15 protein-coding genes are annotated in these 15,923 nt (G+C 68.0%); 12 read left to right on the top strand and 3 right to left on the bottom strand.

Annotated features, from left to right (window positions below; translation table 11 throughout):
• The first annotated feature begins 3 nt into the window (after window positions 1–3).
• Both M7H19_RS05745 and M7H19_RS05740 read left to right on the top strand, forming a co-directional pair.
• Complete coding sequence (locus tag M7H19_RS05745; RefSeq protein ID WP_298177906.1) at window positions 4–2,352, top strand: DNA translocase FtsK; 2,349 nt, start codon at window positions 4–6, stop codon at window positions 2,350–2,352.
• A gap of 32 nt (window positions 2,353–2,384) precedes the next feature.
• A complete protein-coding gene (locus M7H19_RS05740) occupies window positions 2,385–3,386 on the top strand; it encodes an o-succinylbenzoate synthase (protein WP_298178036.1) in 1,002 nt (333 codons plus the stop codon).
• Here the strand turns inward: M7H19_RS05740 and M7H19_RS05735 are convergent.
• Window positions 3,369–3,935 carry an amino-acid N-acetyltransferase gene (locus M7H19_RS05735; protein ID WP_298177904.1) on the bottom strand — a complete coding sequence of 189 codons (567 nt, stop codon included), beginning with the start codon at window positions 3,933–3,935 and terminating at the stop codon, window positions 3,369–3,371. The two genes, M7H19_RS05740 and M7H19_RS05735, sit on opposite strands and share 18 nt — an antisense overlap.
• Before the next feature lie 76 nt (window positions 3,936–4,011).
• Between M7H19_RS05735 and rimO the strand changes: the two genes are divergently transcribed.
• The 7 genes from rimO to M7H19_RS05700 all read left to right on the top strand — a co-directional run bounded on the left by rimO (window position 4,012) and on the right by M7H19_RS05700 (window position 10,629).
• Window positions 4,012–5,454, top strand: a complete 1,443-nt coding sequence (gene rimO, locus M7H19_RS05730; RefSeq protein ID WP_298177902.1) for a 30S ribosomal protein S12 methylthiotransferase RimO — start codon at window positions 4,012–4,014, stop codon at window positions 5,452–5,454.
• A 47-nt stretch (window positions 5,455–5,501) separates the two neighbouring features.
• Window positions 5,502–6,086: a CDP-diacylglycerol--glycerol-3-phosphate 3-phosphatidyltransferase gene (gene pgsA, locus M7H19_RS05725; RefSeq protein WP_298178034.1), complete on the top strand. Its 585-nt coding sequence runs from the start codon at window positions 5,502–5,504 to the stop codon at window positions 6,084–6,086.
• Window positions 6,083–6,568 carry a CinA family protein gene (locus M7H19_RS05720; RefSeq protein WP_298177900.1) on the top strand — a complete coding sequence of 162 codons (486 nt, stop codon included), beginning with the start codon at window positions 6,083–6,085 and terminating at the stop codon, window positions 6,566–6,568. The genes pgsA and M7H19_RS05720 overlap by 4 nt, the downstream gene beginning before the upstream one ends.
• Window positions 6,569–6,721: 153 nt before the next feature.
• Complete coding sequence (locus M7H19_RS05715; protein ID WP_298177898.1) at window positions 6,722–7,198, top strand: helix-turn-helix transcriptional regulator; 477 nt, start codon at window positions 6,722–6,724, stop codon at window positions 7,196–7,198.
• Between the two features lie 215 nt (window positions 7,199–7,413).
• Window positions 7,414–8,262, top strand: coding sequence for a PspA/IM30 family protein (locus tag M7H19_RS05710; protein WP_298178032.1), 849 nt, complete (start codon window positions 7,414–7,416; stop codon window positions 8,260–8,262).
• Window positions 8,263–8,290: 28 nt separating this feature from the next.
• Window positions 8,291–9,196 carry a hypothetical protein gene (locus M7H19_RS05705; RefSeq protein WP_298177896.1) on the top strand — a complete coding sequence of 302 codons (906 nt, stop codon included), beginning with the start codon at window positions 8,291–8,293 and terminating at the stop codon, window positions 9,194–9,196.
• Window positions 9,197–9,270: 74 nt separating this feature from the next.
• On the top strand, window positions 9,271–10,629 hold the full coding sequence (locus M7H19_RS05700; protein ID WP_298177893.1) for an amidase: 1,359 nt from the start codon (window positions 9,271–9,273) through the stop codon (window positions 10,627–10,629).
• Here the strand turns inward: M7H19_RS05700 and M7H19_RS05695 are convergent.
• Both M7H19_RS05695 and M7H19_RS05690 read right to left on the bottom strand, forming a co-directional pair.
• Window positions 10,601–11,665: a quinone-dependent dihydroorotate dehydrogenase gene (locus M7H19_RS05695; RefSeq protein ID WP_298178030.1), complete on the bottom strand. Its 1,065-nt coding sequence runs from the start codon at window positions 11,663–11,665 to the stop codon at window positions 10,601–10,603. The two genes, M7H19_RS05700 and M7H19_RS05695, sit on opposite strands and share 29 nt — an antisense overlap.
• Before the next feature lie 499 nt (window positions 11,666–12,164).
• The gene (locus M7H19_RS05690) at window positions 12,165–13,052 is read right to left on the bottom strand and encodes a ParA family protein (RefSeq protein ID WP_298177891.1); all 888 of its coding nucleotides are present in this window, start codon (window positions 13,050–13,052) and stop codon (window positions 12,165–12,167) included.
• A gap of 67 nt (window positions 13,053–13,119) precedes the next feature.
• On the opposite strand from M7H19_RS05690, the gene M7H19_RS05685 reads away from it, so the two are divergent.
• The 3 genes from M7H19_RS05685 to M7H19_RS05675 all read left to right on the top strand — a co-directional run bounded on the left by M7H19_RS05685 (window position 13,120) and on the right by M7H19_RS05675 (window position 15,843).
• The gene (locus M7H19_RS05685) at window positions 13,120–13,875 is read left to right on the top strand and encodes a methyltransferase domain-containing protein (protein WP_298177889.1); all 756 of its coding nucleotides are present in this window, start codon (window positions 13,120–13,122) and stop codon (window positions 13,873–13,875) included.
• 65 nt (window positions 13,876–13,940) lie between these two features.
• Window positions 13,941–15,185 carry a DNA polymerase IV gene (dinB, locus tag M7H19_RS05680; RefSeq protein ID WP_298177887.1) on the top strand — a complete coding sequence of 415 codons (1,245 nt, stop codon included), beginning with the start codon at window positions 13,941–13,943 and terminating at the stop codon, window positions 15,183–15,185.
• A 241-nt stretch (window positions 15,186–15,426) separates the two neighbouring features.
• Window positions 15,427–15,843 carry a DUF3040 domain-containing protein gene (locus M7H19_RS05675; protein WP_298177885.1) on the top strand — a complete coding sequence of 139 codons (417 nt, stop codon included), beginning with the start codon at window positions 15,427–15,429 and terminating at the stop codon, window positions 15,841–15,843.
• Window positions 15,844–15,923: the final 80 nt, after the last annotated feature.

The following is a 15,923-nucleotide window of genomic DNA, read 5'->3' as shown; positions in this document are numbered from 1 at the left end:
GGCTTGGCTCGCGCGGTGGGTCGTACCCGCGAGCTCGACCCGGAGCACCGCAGAGACGGTGTGGCGCTCGGACTCATCGCCCTGGCCTTCATCGCGGCCGTCGGCGTCGGTTGGGAAGCGGCGGGGCCGGTCGGGGAGTGGATCGCCGTCGGCACCCGGAGCGTGATCGGTGCAGCCGCCGTCGGATTGCCCGTGGCGCTCCTGGTCGCGGCCGTGGTGCTCATGAGGTCGCAGCCCCGGCCCGAGACCCGTCCCCGCATGGTCGTGGGCGGTCTGCTGGTGGGGATGGCCGTGCTCGGCCTGCTGCACCTGATCAGTGGGAGGCCGCAGGAGCACGCCGAGCAGATGTACGCGGGCGGGTGGATCGGGTGGTTCTCCGGTGATCTGCTCGCCCGGGGTGTCACTAGCTGGGTGGCCGTGCCGTTGCTCGTGCTCGTGTTGCTCTACGGCGTGTTGGTGTTCGCGGGAACTCCGATCCGGCGTATCCCTCAGCGGTTGCGGGAATGGAGCGCCGAAGCCGACGCGTCCGACCGCGGTGTCGCGAAGAAGAAGAGCGGTGGTGCGGAGCCGGCCGAACACGATCCGGCGACCGAGGCCGACCCCGCTTCCGCGCGCTTGCGTAAGCCCACGCGCCGCAAGCGTGGGGCTTCCGACGGCACGCAGGCCGAACTCGACTTCACGGAGTCGGACGACACCGCTTCCGACAAGACCACAAAGGTCGGCAAAAACGTCAAATCCGGCAAGTCTGGCACGTCCGATGAGTCCCAGTCCCACGTGACTACACCACTGCGGGCCTCGGCGCCGGCCAAGGCTTCCAGTGCGAAGCGCCGCCAGGAACCCGCGCTCACGGTCACCCGGACCGTCGAGGGCGACTACAAGCTGCCCTCGCTCGAACTGCTCACCCTCGGGGACGCGCCGAAGGCACACAGCCGCGCCAACGACGCCATGATCGAAGCGATCACGGGAGTCCTGGAGCAATTCAAAATCGACGCTCAGGTCACGGGTTTCACTCGTGGCCCCACGGTCACCCGTTACGAGGTGGAACTCGGTCCCGGCGTCAAGGTGGAGAAGATCACCGCGCTCACCAAGAACATCGCCTACGCGGTGGCCACGGAGAACGTGCGCTTGCTCGCGCCGATCCCCGGTAAGTCGGCGGTGGGCATCGAAGTGCCCAACACCGATCGCGAGATGGTGCGCCTGGGTGACGTGCTGCGCTCGCCGGTGGCGGCGTCCGACGACCATCCGATGGTCATCGGCCTCGGCAAGGACATCGAGGGCCACTTCGTCACCGCGAACCTGACGAAGATGCCGCATCTGTTGGTGGCCGGGTCCACGGGGTCCGGTAAGTCGAGTTTCGTCAACTCGATGCTGGTGTCCTTGCTCGCACGGGCCACCCCCGACGAATGCCGCATGATCCTCATCGACCCGAAGATGGTCGAACTGACGCCCTACGAGGGCATCCCACACCTCATCACGCCCATCATCACGCAGCCGAAGAAAGCCGCCGCCGCGCTCGCCTGGCTCGTCGAGGAGATGGAGCAGCGGTACCAGGACATGCAGGCCAACCGCGTGCGGCACATCGACGACTTCAACCGCAAGGTACGCTCAGGGGAGATCACCACCCCACCCGGCAGCGAGCGGGAGTACCGCCCCTACCCCTACATCATGGCGATCGTCGACGAGCTCGCCGACCTCATGATGACCGCTCCGAGGGATGTCGAGGACGCCATCGTGCGGATCACCCAGAAGGCCCGGGCGGCGGGTATCCACCTCGTCCTGGCCACGCAGCGGCCGTCCGTGGACGTGGTGACGGGGCTCATCAAGACCAACGTGCCATCGCGGCTGGCCTTCGCGACGTCGTCGCTCACCGACTCCCGCGTCATCCTCGACCAACCCGGCGCGGAGAAACTGATCGGGATGGGAGACGCCCTGTACCTGCCGATGGGAGCGGGCAAACCCACCCGCATCCAGGGCGCGTTCGTCAGTGACGAGGAGATCTCCGCTGTCGTGGCCGCCACCAAGGAGCAGGCCGAACCGGACTACACCGAGGGCGTCACAGTCGCCAAGGCGGGGGAGAAGAAGGACATCGACCCCGACATCGGCGACGATTTGGAGGTACTGCTTCAGGCGGCCGAGCTGGTGGTGAGTTCGCAGTTCGGTTCGACGTCGATGTTGCAGCGCAAGCTGCGGGTCGGCTTCGCCAAGGCGGGCAGGTTGATGGACCTGCTCGAGACCCGTGGCGTCGTGGGCCCGTCCGAGGGCTCCAAGGCGCGCGAGGTACTGGTCAAGCCCGACGACCTGCCGAGAGTGCTCGCGCTGATCCGTGGGGACGACCCCCCGTCCGAGGAGTGAGTCCTGTGCCGTTCGGTTCGACCGAGTTCCCTCTGTCCGACAAGACCGATCCGTTGGCTGTCGTGGAGTCTGTCCGCGTCTACTCCATTCCCATGAGGACGCGCTTCCGGGGCATCACCGTGCGGGAGGGGATGCTGCTGCGCGGGCCGTCGGGTTGGGGGGAGTTCTGCCCGTTCGAGGACTACGGTGACGCGGCGTCGGTCCCGTGGTTGGCCGCGGCGTTGGAACAGTGCACGAACGACTGGCCCACTCCGGTGCGTCGCCGCATCCCCGTCAACTGCACGGTACCCGCCGTGGACCCCGACACGGCCCACGACATCGTGTCGCGCTCCGGTTGCGACACCGCCAAGGTCAAGGTCGCCGACCATCCCGGCTCGCTGGGGGAGGACCAGGTCCGGGTGGAGGCCGTGCGCGACGCACTCGGTCCGGACGGTGCGATCCGGGTGGACGCCAACGCGGCGTGGGACGTCGACACCGCTGTGCGTCACATCCGTGTGCTCGATCGTTCGGCGGGTGGTCTCGAGTACGTCGAGCAGCCGTGTCCGACCGTGGATGAGCTGGCGCAGGTGCGGCGCCGTGTGGATGTGCGGATCGCCGCCGACGAGTCCATCCGTAGGGCCGACGACCCGTTGCGCGTGGCCAGGGCCGAGGCCGCCGACGTCGCTGTCATCAAATGCACACCGCTGGGCGGGGTTCGTCGGGCGCTGCGGACCGCCGAGGATAGCGGCCTGCCGTGTGTGGTGTCCTCGGCGCTCGAGACCAGTGTGGGCCTGGCCGCGGAGGTGGCGCTGGCGGCCGCGTTGCCCGAGCTGCCTTTCGCGTGCGGGTTGGGCACGCTGTCGCTGCTCAACGGTGACGTGGTCGGGTCCGCATCGGCGTTGAAGCCGGTCGACGGGTTCGTGACCGTACCGTTCGCGCCGCCCCAGCCGGAGTCGTCGCTGATGGAGGCCCACGCGCCCACGGACCCCGTCACGGCCGCGCGCTGGCTGGCTCGACTCTCCCGGGTCGGAGCCCTGCTAGGCGCTCGATCCTAGAGACCGTTCCGGACGCTGTGGGCGGTCGACGACGCTCTTACGTTCGTCGAGGTGCAGCAGCATGCGTGTATTGCCGAGCGTGTTGGGCTTGACGAACGGCAGGTCGAGGAATTCGGCGACGCCGGTGTCGGCCGAGCGGCGCATCTCCTCGTAGACCTCTTTCGGCACGGGCGTTCCCGTGATCTCGATGAAACCGTGCCGACCGAAGAACTCGGTCTCGAACGTGAGCACGAACAACCGCTTCAGCCCCAGCTCCACGGCCAGGTCGATGAGCCGCTCCACGAGCGCGTGTCCGATACCGCGGCCGCGCACGGACCGGTCGACTGCCACCGTGCGGATCTCGGCGAGGTCCTCCCACATCACATGTAGCGCACCGCAACCCACCACGCGTCCGTCGAGCTCTGCGACCCAGAACTCCTGCATGTCCTCGTAGAGGGTGATCAGGTCTTTTCGCAGCAGCCCCCGGCCCGCGTCGGAGTCGACCAGTGCCTTGATTCTGCGCACGTCGGCGATGCGTGCGCGGCGGATTAGGGGTGCTTGCACAGGCATAAACGCTAACGCTTGTGCCGGTCGGTGTGCCCAGGGCATGCCCGAACACTGTCTGTACGCCGGTTACCCTGAGCGGGTGTCTAGCACTGAATCCTCGCACAACCGTCGAGTCTCCCTGTTGACGCTCGGCTGTGCCCGTAACGAGGTCGACTCCGAGGAACTCGCGGGGCGACTCGCCTCGAGCGGCTGGCAGCTCAGTGACGACCCCGAGTCCAGTGACGTCGTCGTGGTGAACACCTGCGGGTTCGTCGAGCAGGCGAAGAAGGATTCGGTCGACACGCTGCTCGCCGCCGCCGACACCGGCGCCAAGGTGGTCGCGGTGGGGTGCATGGCCGAGCGTTACGGCAGGGAGCTGGCGGAGAACCTTCCCGAGGCCGACGCGGTGCTTGGGTTCGACCACTATCCGCACCTGGCCGAACGGCTCGTGGACATCGCCGAGGGCCGGTCGGTCGAGTCGCACACGCCGACGGACCGCCGCACTCTACTGCCCATCACCCCCGTGGACCGGCAGGCCGCCGCCGACGAGGTGACCGTGCCCGGGCACGCCGGGTGGGGTCCCAGGGTACTGCGCTCGCGGCTCGACGACTCCCCGGTCGCCCCGCTCAAGATCGCTTCCGGATGTGACCGACGGTGCTCGTTCTGCGCTATTCCGTCGTTTCGGGGTTCGTTCGTGTCACGTCATCCCGACGAGTTGGTCGCCGAGGCGGAGTGGCTGGCGTCGCAGGGGGTGCGGGAGCTGTTCCTCGTCAGCGAGAACTCCACCTCCTACGGCAAGGACCTCGGCCGCGATCTCGGCGGGACGAGGGCCCTGGAACAGTTGCTGCCTCGATTGGCGGCCGTGGACGGTATCGACCGGGTGCGGGTGTCGTATCTCCAGCCGGCGGAGACACGGCCCGACCTGGTGAAGGTGATCGCCACCACCCCCGGTGTGGCCGACTACTTCGACCTCTCGTTCCAACACTCCAGTGAGTCGGTGCTGCGGCGGATGCGCCGGTTCGGCTCCACCGAGTCGTTCCTCGCGTTGATCGAGCAGATCCGGTCCTACGCGCCCGAGGCGGGTATCCGGACGAACGTGATCGTCGGATTCCCGGGCGAGACCGAGGAGGACGTCGCCGAGCTGGAGCGGTTCCTCACCGAGGCGCGGCTCGACGCGGTCGGGGTATTCGGTTACTCGGACGAGGACGGCACCGAGGCCGAGACGTTCGACGGCAAACTCGACGAGGACGTGATCGCCGAGCGGGTCGGCCGTGTGTCCGCGCTCGTCGAGGAGCTGAGCGCGCAGCGGGCCGAGGACCGGGTCGGATCGGTCGTCGATGTGCTGGTGGAATCCGTCGACGAGGAGATCGTCGGCAGGGCCGCGCATCAAGCACCCGAGGTGGACGGCGAGTGCGTGGTGCTGGGGGAGATCGACTGCAAGGTGGGTGAGCTGCTCCGTTGTGAGGTGGTGGACAGTGCGGGCGTCGACCTGGTGGTTCGGCCGCTCGACGGGTCCACGTTCGATTCGGACGTCGCGACGTGAGTACTGACAAAGCCGACGCCGATCTCGGGGCCGACGGTGGTGGTCGAGTGGGTCCAGCCGTTCCTACGTTGAACGCGGCCAACGTGCTCACCGTGCTGCGGCTGGTGCTCGTGCCGGTTTTCGTCGGGGCGTTGTTCGCCGCGGACGTCGCCGATGCCGACTCGTGGCGATACATCGCCACGGCGGTGTTCGTGGTCGCCGCGCTGACCGACCGTGTTGACGGCTGGGTGGCTCGGCGCTACGGGTTGGTGACGGACTTCGGCAAGGTCGCGGACCCGATCGCCGACAAAGCACTGATCGGCGCCGCTCTCGTGGAGCTCAGCGTGCTCGGCGAGCTTCCGTGGTGGGTGACGGCCGTGATACTGGGCCGGGAACTGGCCGTGACGGTTCTGCGGTTCTGGGTGATCCGGCACGGGGTCATTCCCGCGAGCAAGGGCGGTAAGGCCAAGACTCTGACGCAGGTGGTGGCCATCGGGGTGGTCCTACTGCCGTTGCCCGCGCAGGTCGCACCCGTGGAGTGGGTATTGCTGGGCGTGGCGCTCGTGCTCACGGTCGCCACGGGGGTGGACTACCTGGTCCGGGCGCTTCGCCTGCGGGCGGCGGCCCGGCGCGGCACCGTGGGGACGGAATGAGCGACCGAGGCGTGGACGCGGACATCGCCGCGAGGCTCGTGGCCGAGCTGACCCGGCGGGGGCAGACGGTCGCCACGGCCGAATCGCTCACGGCCGGGCTCGTCTGCGCCACGATCACTCAGGTTCCGGGTGCGAGCGCGGTGTTACGAGGAGGCCTCGTCGTCTACGCCACCGATCTCAAACACACCCTCGCCGATGTGGACCCCGCGCTGCTGGCCGAACACGGGGCTGTGCATCCCGAGGTCGCCGCACAGCTGGCCGAGGGCGCTCGCCGACGTTGTGAGGCGGACTGGGGACTCGGACTGACCGGGGTCGCCGGACCCGATCCGCAGAGCGGTGTCGAGCCCGGCACGGTCCATCTCGGGCTGGCGGGTCCGGGCGACACACGGACGGAGCGGACTGTGCACCTCGACGGGGAACGGGAGGCGGTGCGAGCGGGCTCGGTGACATGCGCACTGCGGCTGCTCGAGGAACGCTTGTAGCCGTGTGTAATGCCACGCCTGTATCGCCTATATCACGGCTCGAACCGGGTTGGAGGCCGAAATTGCGTTCGCTGTGGGCGGACGGGGCCGTGGACACCTGCGTTCCGTCCCTCGTTCTCGGTACCGTGGACACAGTTGGAAGGGAGGCGCGTGATGACCGTGCTGTTGCGTGAGGCGATCGGTGATCGGCTCCGTCATGCCCGCACCACCAAGCGCCGGACGCTGCGCGACATCTCCCGCGCCGCCAAGGTGAGCCTCGGGTACTTGTCCGAGGTCGAGCGAGGCCAGAAGGAGGCGTCCAGCGAGTTACTCGCCTCGATCTGTGAGGCACTGGACCTTCCTCTCGGCGAATTGCTGCATAACGTCGCGGAGGATGTGGCGGCCCTCGACCGCGTCGAATCGGGTGTCGAGCCCACGTCCGAACCGAGGCCCGAGCGTGCCTCGATGAGCGACGCCGGCGGCGTGAGTGCCACGGACGGTAAGGAGCCGGTGCCGGCCGGTGCCGAGGGCTTCGAGGAGGATCGCCTTACCGGCGCCACGGCGGACAAGGACCTCTCCGACCTCTACCTGCCTCCCGCTTTGCGCACCACGATTCGCGCTCCGAAGTCGAAGGCCGTTCTGGCCGCGTGACCGCCCGGGTCGGGAATGAGGTGACGAGAACGTCACCGATGGGCCTCGACCCGGTCAGGGGTCTCCCTGAAATCGCAGGGGTCGTCTGGAACGCCGACGTGCGACCTGACACGATGGAACAAACACGGGGGTCACGTGTTCGGCGAGCGAATAGCGCAACGGGCAGGTGGTCACCCGATCGGTAACTGTGGGATGTGAGAAGGCAGGCGGAGGAGATGGCCAATCCGTTCGTGAAGTTCTGGAAGTACCTCATGGCGGCGTTTTCGTCCAAGGTCGATGAACACGCCGATCCGAAGGTGCAGATCCAGCAGGCCATCGAGGAGGCGCAGCGGAACCACCAGACGCTCTCCCAGCAGGCCGCGTCGGTGATCGGTAACCAACGGCAGCTGGAGATGAAGCTGAACCGGCAGCTCGGTGAGGTGGAGAAGCTGCAGGCGTCCACTCGCCAGGCGTTGACGCTCGCGGAGGAGGCTCGAGCCAAGGGCGACGAGGCGAAGGCCCAGGAGTTCGAGACCGCCGCCGAGGGTTTCGCCGCCCAGTTGGTGACCGCCGAGCAGGGCATCGAGGACCTCAAGACGCTGCACGACCAGGCTTTGCAGGCCGCCGAGCAGGCCAAGCAGGCTGTGGAGCGCAACGCGAGCATGCTGCAGCAGAAGCTGGCCGAGCGCACCAAGCTGCTCTCGCAGCTGGAGCAGGCCAAGATGCAGGAGCAGGTCTCCGCGTCCTTGAACCAGATGTCCGAGCTGGCGGCGCCCAGCAACACACCGTCGTTGGACGAGGTGCGCGACAAGATCGAGAAGCGCTACAGCACGGCGCTGGGGTCGGCCGAGCTGGCGCAGAACTCGGTGCAGGGTCGGATGCTGGAGGTTCAGCACTCCACCACGCAGCTTGCCGGGCACAACCGTCTCGAGCAGATCAGGGCGTCGATGAAGGGCGAGTCGGTTGCGCAGGTGACCGATGGTGCCTCCACGAGCAGCGGTGCGGCCTCGTCGTCCACCAGTTCGGACATCCAGCGCGAGATCCAGGCCCGGGTAGAGGCCGAGCGGCAGAAGAACCAGGCATAACTGAAGCGGTGTTATCGCGGGGGTGACCGTGGCGGGCGGACGGAACGAGCGTTTCGGTAAGTTCGACAAGCATCTACAACGTCTGCCCGACTACGCCCAGCGAGCGCAGCGCATGTTGCGGGCCTACGCCGACAGTGCTCGGACGGATACTCCGTCCGAGGACAGTGGTCGGCCCGTGACACGGCCGCCGCTCACAGCTGTCCCACCCGTCGTCGCGGAGGTGCGGGACAAATGGGCGAAGTGGAACGATCCCGCGGCCAAGCATGAACGCCGTAAGCGGCGTACTTCCCGTGCGCTGACGCTGTGGATCGTGCTCTCCCTGCTGTGCGTGCTCTACGCACTCGCCGGTTACGCCGGCATCACCGGGGGGATCGACGGTTGGCAAGGCGCTTTCAGCGGTCTCGTCGGCACGGTCGTCTTCAGTGCCCTCAGCGTACGGTCGGGTATCCGGCTGTACCAACTGAGCAGGATGTCGGTCTCCCCGGCCCGAGAACCGTCCACGCTTCCGCGTGCGGGGTCAGTGGCGCGGGAGCCCATGGAGCGATTGGCCCGCAGCGAGTCCACTCTGACCGACCTGTTGGATCAACTTTCGACGGCGGACGTTCCTGTGCCGCCTTTGTCGGTCGACCAGACTCGGTCCACCGCGATGGAGACCGCTTCCGCGTTACGTGCGCTCGCGTCCCGCATCGAGTCGGTGGAACGAGCTCGGGCTTCCGCGCCTCCGGCGGAACAACCCGCGTTGGACTCCGCTATCACCGGCCTGCGGAAACAGCTCGATGAGGGAGTCGAGGAGTACGGCACTTTGGTCGCCGCGGCGGGCCGTGCCGTGGCGGCCACCGACAGCGGTATGACTGAGGCCAAGGAAGCCCTGACGGACGCGACCGACCGTCTCGCGGGCTTGGCCTCCGCGCTACGCGAGCTGTCGTCGCGCTGAGGATCGGCCGGTTGACCGGCTGCCGAGCGGGGTAGGCACTACGCGCCAGAACCTGTCATTGAAAGGACAGTGGCGTGAACCCGTTCCTGTTCGACGACGACACGGCTCCACTTCCTCCGATCACCATGAGCCAGGCGGTCCAGCGCGTACTGTCGGTGTTCGACGCGCTCTCGCGTGGGTTCGGACCCGCTCCGGGAGTGTGGTTGCGCTGCCGAGAGGACGTCTTGGTTGACGCCAAGTCCGTGGACGAGCGGGTACGAGCGGGGGAACGCCTGCCGTTGGTGGGCACGCTCGTCGCCGCGCCGGATGATCCCGTGATCACCGGACGGCTGGTCCAGGCGGGAGGTGTGGTCGTTGGACATACCGTTCCCGGTGCCATGGCGACCGTGCCCGAAGCACGGCTGGAGACGCTCAGCAAACTCGACGCCTTGTTGGTGAGCGAACCGCCGTCGGTGTGCCGGGACGTCGTCGGGTTCGTCCCGACTCGTGGGCTCGTGCCTCTCGGAGGGCCGGGGGCTGCCACGGTGTTGGCTCGCGAAGCGGCTGTGGCACAGAGGGTCGCCGCGGCGGTCACCGGAAGCGACTCGCGCGTGGGTCACAGCCGGGATTGGCCCGATTCGGTCCGTCTCAGCGCGGGCGACCATCCGCGTGTCGGCGTGCCCGACAGCGCGTTGCGCGCCCGTTTGGATGTCGACGTACGCGCGAGGCTGGAAGCGACGATGGACACTCTGCGTGTCGTGGGCGCGCTGATCGACGAAGTCGACCTCGGTGGGACGAACGGTTGGTGCCTGCGGCGGGCGGCGTTCACCCTGCACGACCACGACGCGCTCCTGGTACCCCTCGGAAGCGAGGCCGGATCGTTGGCGCAGCTGGTGACCCGTCTCGACACGTCCGCCGTGCTGATCCCCGCGGCCGACGGAAGGGGAATGGGCGTGGTGACCAAGCCGTTCGACGATCAGGTGGCGCTCGATCTCGCCGGTTTACTCACCGGTTCGCAAGCTTCGACCCCCTATCCGGACACCGGGGTCGGCCTGGTGGCGTTCGGAGCCTATCTACGGGGCCAACCTCGTGCGAACGATCTGACCGAGGCCGGTGCGCGGTTCGCAGGATTCGTCACGACCGCGCGTCACTACCGGATGCTGCTGATCGGGCAGGAGCCGCCCGAAGCGGGCGTCGTGGACGCGAGGGCTCCCCAGCAGGGCGGCTCGTTGGTGGGAGAACGCTGGCTGCTCTCCCCGTCGGCGCTGGGTGAGTTCGTGGCGCATCTGCCGGCACCCATGCGTCTGGGCACGGTGGAACTGTCGGATGGAACGAGTTCCTTGGCGATCTTGTGTGACCCGGCGGTGGCCGAACGCGGCGAGGACCTCACGGCGTGGCAGTGCTGGCGCGCCTACCTACGGCACCTCAGCGCGTTGCGGCCGATCGAAGCGTGAGCCGGGAGTTGATCCGTTTCACCACGCCGGGACCGTGCAGTGCGAAGGCGGTGAAGACCTGGAGCAGACTCGCGCCCGCGTCGAGCATGCGCAGCGCGTCGTCGGGACCGCTGATCCCACCGACCCCGATGATCGGCAGGGAGTCTCCGGCCTGCTCACGCACGAAACGCACCACGTTCAGAGCACGCGCGGTCAGCGGGCGGCCCGACAATCCGCCCTGCTCGTCGACGAACCGGGCGTCTCGCGGAGCGAGCCCGTCGCGGGCCAGGGTCGTGTTCGTCGCGATGATGCCCGCGACTCCGTGCTCCGAGCACACACCGAGCAGCTCCGCGATGGCGTCGAAAGACAGGTCGGGCGCCACTTTCACGAGCAGTGGCACCGGCCCTCGCCCGCTGTCCTCCGCGAGGCTGCGCGTGGTACGGGACAACTCCGTGAGCAACTCCGTGAGCGCGCCCCGGTCCTGGAGTTTGCGTAACCCCGGGGTGTTAGGGGAGCTCACGTTCACGGCCATGTAGTCGGCGTACGGGTGCAGAGTCACCAACGAATTCCGATAGTCGGCTATCGCGTCCTCGACCGGCGTGACCTTCGACTTGCCGATGCTGATGCCCAGGGGAACGTCGAGTTGGCCCGTGGCCGCGAGGCGCCGGGCGAGGGCGGTCGCACCCGCGTTGTTGAACCCCATGCGGTTGATCACGGCGTCGCTGTCGCTCAGCGCGAACAACCTCGGCCGTGGGTTGCCCGGTTGCGCGTGCCAGGTGACCGTGCCGACCTCGACGAACCCGAAGCCGAGCGCGGGCCACGCTTTGAGCGCGCGACCGTCCTTGTCCAAGCCTGCGGCCAGTCCGAGACGGCTGGGGAATCGGATACCGAAGACCGTGCACGGGTCGTCGACCCGGTAATGGCGCCGCAACGCGGTGGTCACGGGATCGATCGTGCCGAGCCTCGCCAACAGGCTCACGGTGCGTTCGTGCACCGCTTCCGCGTCGTGGCGGTGGAGACGGTAGAGAGCGGGTCGGACGATCTTGTCGAAGAGCACGGCACCAGTATCCGTCATACGGTCGTGGCTCCGCCGCCGAGCCGTCGTGGCTGTCGCGTCTGTCGCGAGCGATGCGGACCGGGTACCGCGGAAAGCTTCCCCGGTCCCTTCCGCAGCACCCGGAAATGAAAAGACCTCCAGTGCGACTCCCGGAACGTCGTCAGCCGTTCGGGCTCGAGGCGGACCGGTCCCCGAGAGCACTGGAGGCCGGTGACTGCCTGGTATTCACCGGCAGACACACGTGCCAACTGGGTGGTCCGTGTGCTGTCAGTGGACAGCCACCTCACGAGTCCTGTGGATATTCACCGTCGGACCACCTCCTTTCCCGTGTACCGCCACGTTAGGTGGGATCGGAGGTGTACGGCAACGTATTTTTCGGTGGCGCACCGTCGGCCGGCCCGGACCCGAACTCGTGTGGGGGCGAGGCCGACGGGCGTCGGGGGAAAACCGGCCGTACTCGGGAGAGGGCCGCCCTCGGAAGCCGCTGCGTCCTGTCCGCCTAGCGGTCGACGTACGGTCGATCGGTGGGCAGCCGAGGGGTGGGCCCTCCGCCCCTGGGTGGGGCGGGCTCGGGCGGTTCATGACCGGTGAGGCGGTGGCGTCCCGCGCGGTCGGACCTCAGGATCTTCGCGAGCACCATGTTGAAGGTGAGCGCGATCTCCTGTGCGGCGGGTGAGTTCCATTCGTGGATGGGTGTGCAGGCACCCTGTGCCTGCTGGATGACCAGGCGGTCGGGGATCGCCGTGGGCATCACGAGCCGCCCGAACGACTCCCGTAGTTCCTGGACGCGGTACTCGTGTTCGTAAGACCGGCTGCGCAACCGGTTGACCACGACACCCGCCGGACGCAACCGGGGATTGTGCTCGGCACGGACGTTGTCGATGGCCTCCAACGCACGCTGCGCGCCCGCCACCGCGTACATGGTGGGCTCGGTGACGAGCAGGGCACTGTCGGCGGCGATGAGCGCTGAACGGGTCAACCGCCCGAGCGATGGGGGACAGTCGAGGATGGCGAGCTCGTAGGGCTTGCCTCGGGGGTAGGTGCGTAGCTCGTGCAACGCCCTCGCGAGATTGTCCATGCGGCGTGCGTGCGGGCCCGGCTCGTTGAGGAGTTCGAGCTCCTCGGACCCGACGAGCACGTCGACGGCGTCGCTCCATCCGCTGGCCGCGATCGCTTTCGTCAGCACCCCCAGCCGGGGTGCCTCCAATACATCGGCGAGTGTGGCGTCGGTCAGCGGAGGATCCAGCGTGGCAGTGGCATTGCCCTGCGGATCGAGGTCCGCCACCAGCGTCCGGGTTCCCCTGCGTAGCGCAGCCGAGGCAATACCCAGAGCAACCGTCGTTTTGCCGACGCCTCCCTTGAGGCTGAGTACGGCGACCGTGTGCACGCCTGCGAGCGTAGCCGGGTGTGGTCACCATGAGAACGTGTGAGGTGCCCCAACTACTCTTGATTCCATGCGAGCGGAGACTTCGGCCGGTCAGGGGTCGGCGGCGGTGCGGAAGGTGCTGGAGGCCGAGCTGCGTGCCGCGCGCGCTCGGAGAGCCGAGGAACCGGTGGTGGTGGATGTCGGCGGCGGCAGCGGTGTGTGGGCTGTGCCCTTTGCGGCCGCCGGATGCAGAGTGACGGTGGTGGAGCCCAACCTCGACGCTCTGGCCACCCTGGAGCGGCGCGCGGCGGAGGACGGCGTCTCCGACCGGATCACGGTGGTGGCCGACGACTCCGACGCGTTGGCCGAGCATGTTCGGCCGGGTTCCGCCGATCTCGTGCTCGCGCATTCGTTGTTGGAGGTCGTGGACGACCCGGAGAGCGTCGTCGCGGCGATCGCCGAGGTGACCGCGGGTGGCGGTGCTGTGTCGGTGCTGGCGGCCAATCGTCACGCGGCCGTGCTGCACCGGGCTCTCACGGGCCGGCTCGTGGAGGCCCGTCGGTTGCTCGCCGAGCCCAGTGGTGTGTTGAGCGGCGACTCCGACACGCTCCTGCGCAGGCTCGACGTCGAGGGACTGACCACCCTGCTCGACGAGGCGGGGCTGTCTGTGGAACACATCCAGGGCGACGGTGTCGTGTCGGAGACCATTTCGGCCGAGCCCACCCCCGGGACGGCTGCGTCGTGGGAGCGGGATCTCGCCGAGTTCGAGGCGTTGGCCGCGGTGACGGCTCCGTTGCGGGACATCGCGAGCCGTCTGCACGCTTTCGCTCGTAAACCGGCCTGACGCCTCCTGGTCGCCTTCCTCACCGACACGGAACCGTCGGTGGGGCGACGTAGGCTTGGACACCGATGGGACGGAACACGGCGTTACCCGAGGCGTTCGAACGGTTCCGGGTCACGGATTCGACGCGACCCGACGACACCGGTTGCCACGTGCTGCACGTCGATATGGACGCCTTCTTCGCCGCCGTGGAGCTGCGGACTCGGCCGGAACTGGTCGACCGTCCCGTGGTGGTCGCCGGAGCCGGCCCCCGTTCCGTGGTGCTATCGGCCAACTATCCGGCGCGCCGCTTCGGGATCTCGTCCGCCATGCCGGTGGCGGCGGCGAGGAAACTGTGTCCCCACGCCGTGTACCTTCCCCCGACCCGAGGTCTCTACAGCGAAGTCTCCCGTAGCGTGATGGCGCTCTTCAGGGAGATCACGCCGCTTGTGGAGCCGTTGAGCCTCGACGAAGCGTTCCTCGACGTGGGCGGTGCTCTACGCAGACTCGGGGCCACCGCGACGGAGATCGGAGCCCGTCTCCGCGCTCGGGTGGAGGCCGAACACGGTGTCACGTGTTCTGTCGGCGTGGCGGGGGTGAAGTTCGCGGCCAAACTCGCCTCCGGCATGGCCAAGCCGGACGGCATGGTCGTGGTTCCGGTGCGAGAGACGGTCTCGTTCCTGCGTCCGCTCCCGGTGTCGGCGTTGTGGGGCGTGGGACCGAAGACGGCCGAAGTGCTCCGCGGCCACGGCCTGCACACGATCGCCGACATCGCGGCTACGCCACTCGACCGGTTACGACGTTGGGTGGGTGTGGCCACGGCCGAACACCTGCACGCGCTGGCGCACGGCAGGGACGAGCGCCCCGTGGTGCCGGAGAGCGAGGAGAAGTCCCTCGGGGCCGAACGCACATTCGACACCGACCTCACCGACCGGGAGGCACAGGAACGACAGTTGCTGGACCTGTCGGAGAAGGTCGCGGCCACTCTGCGTCGCCGGGGACTGCGAGGCCGAACGGTTTCCATCAAGGTGCGCTTCTCCGACTTTCGAACCATCACCCGGGCCCGTACCCTGTCGGGCGCCACCGACGTGGCACGAGAGATCCACGCCACCGCTGTCTCGCTGCTGGAGGAGGCGGCTACCGCGCCGGTGCGGCTGCTGGGAGTGCGAGTCGAGGGGCTCAGCGGAGCCACGGACGCCGAGCAATTGACCTTGGAGGACGTGCGTCCGACCTCACGGTGGAGAGACGCCGAGATAGCGGTCGACTCGGCGCGCTCGAAATTCGGTGTCGCGGCTGTGCGCCCCGCGTCGCTGTTGGCGCGGGACACGGACTGAGAACATGCCGTCAGAAGGCACCGAACATTCGTTTTATCAGGCTGGGCGTCGCCGCGCACGGCAGCGTTGGGCTGTTCGAGGCAAAACCAGCGGCGTAAGGGGGGAGATCGGGTAGTCGTCCGCGCGTGCGCCTCGTATCCTGGTATTGACACCCCAACGGGGGTAGCCCGGGTCGACGTCTTCACGTGGTTCCGGCACCCACTAGGGGGTCATCAGATAACGCTGTGCCGGAGGAGGAAAGATGCCACTCTCCGAGCATGCGCAGCGGCTGCTCGACCAGATCGAGCGCGAGCTCTATGCCGAGGACCCCAAATTCGCATCCACTGTGCGCGGTACCAGGATGCGCCGCCCTACGCGCCGTCGACGTCTGCAGGGTATCGCTCTCTTCGTAGTGGGCGTCGCCATGCTCGTGCTCGGTGTCGCGGGCCAGGCGGCATTCCTTCGCGTCGCCGAGATCCCGTGGCTCAGTGTGCTCGGGTTTCTGGTGATGTTCGGCGGTGTGCTACTGGCAGTGACAGCGCTGGGGGCATCAGGGGAGGCCGATGACGCTGTGCCCCAGAGCCGGGACGGTCGTGGGGGCCGAGGCGGTTCTCCCGCCAAGAGTTCTTTCACCGAGCGCATGGAGGAGCGGTTCCGCCGGCGCTTCGAGGACCGTTAGCCCACACCAGTCCGGCATCCGGGACAGCTGTCCGCTGCCGGGGTTCGCGAATGAACCGAGGGTCCGTTCGCCAACCCCGA

This window comes from Saccharomonospora sp., assembly GCF_027317685.1.
Classification (GTDB): domain Bacteria; phylum Actinomycetota; class Actinomycetes; order Mycobacteriales; family Pseudonocardiaceae; genus Saccharomonospora.
Note: the sequence above shows the minus strand (reverse complement) of the source record. Positions and strands in the feature narration are given on the sequence as shown.

Excerpts from the sequence above, each read along its gene's own strand:
- M7H19_RS05735 (WP_298177904.1), bottom strand. The coding sequence starts at position 3,935 with ATGCCTGTGCAAGCACCCCTAATCCGCCGCGCACGCATCGCCGACGTG.
- M7H19_RS05720 (WP_298177900.1), top strand. The coding sequence starts at position 6,083 with ATGAGCGACCGAGGCGTGGACGCGGACATCGCCGCGAGGCTCGTGGCC.
- M7H19_RS05715 (WP_298177898.1), top strand. The coding sequence starts at position 6,722 with ATGACCGTGCTGTTGCGTGAGGCGATCGGTGATCGGCTCCGTCATGCC.
- M7H19_RS05710 (WP_298178032.1), top strand. The coding sequence starts at position 7,414 with ATGGCCAATCCGTTCGTGAAGTTCTGGAAGTACCTCATGGCGGCGTTT.
- M7H19_RS05685 (WP_298177889.1), top strand. The coding sequence starts at position 13,120 with ATGCGAGCGGAGACTTCGGCCGGTCAGGGGTCGGCGGCGGTGCGGAAG.
- dinB (WP_298177887.1), top strand. The coding sequence starts at position 13,941 with ATGGGACGGAACACGGCGTTACCCGAGGCGTTCGAACGGTTCCGGGTC.
- M7H19_RS05675 (WP_298177885.1), top strand. The coding sequence starts at position 15,427 with ATGCCACTCTCCGAGCATGCGCAGCGGCTGCTCGACCAGATCGAGCGC.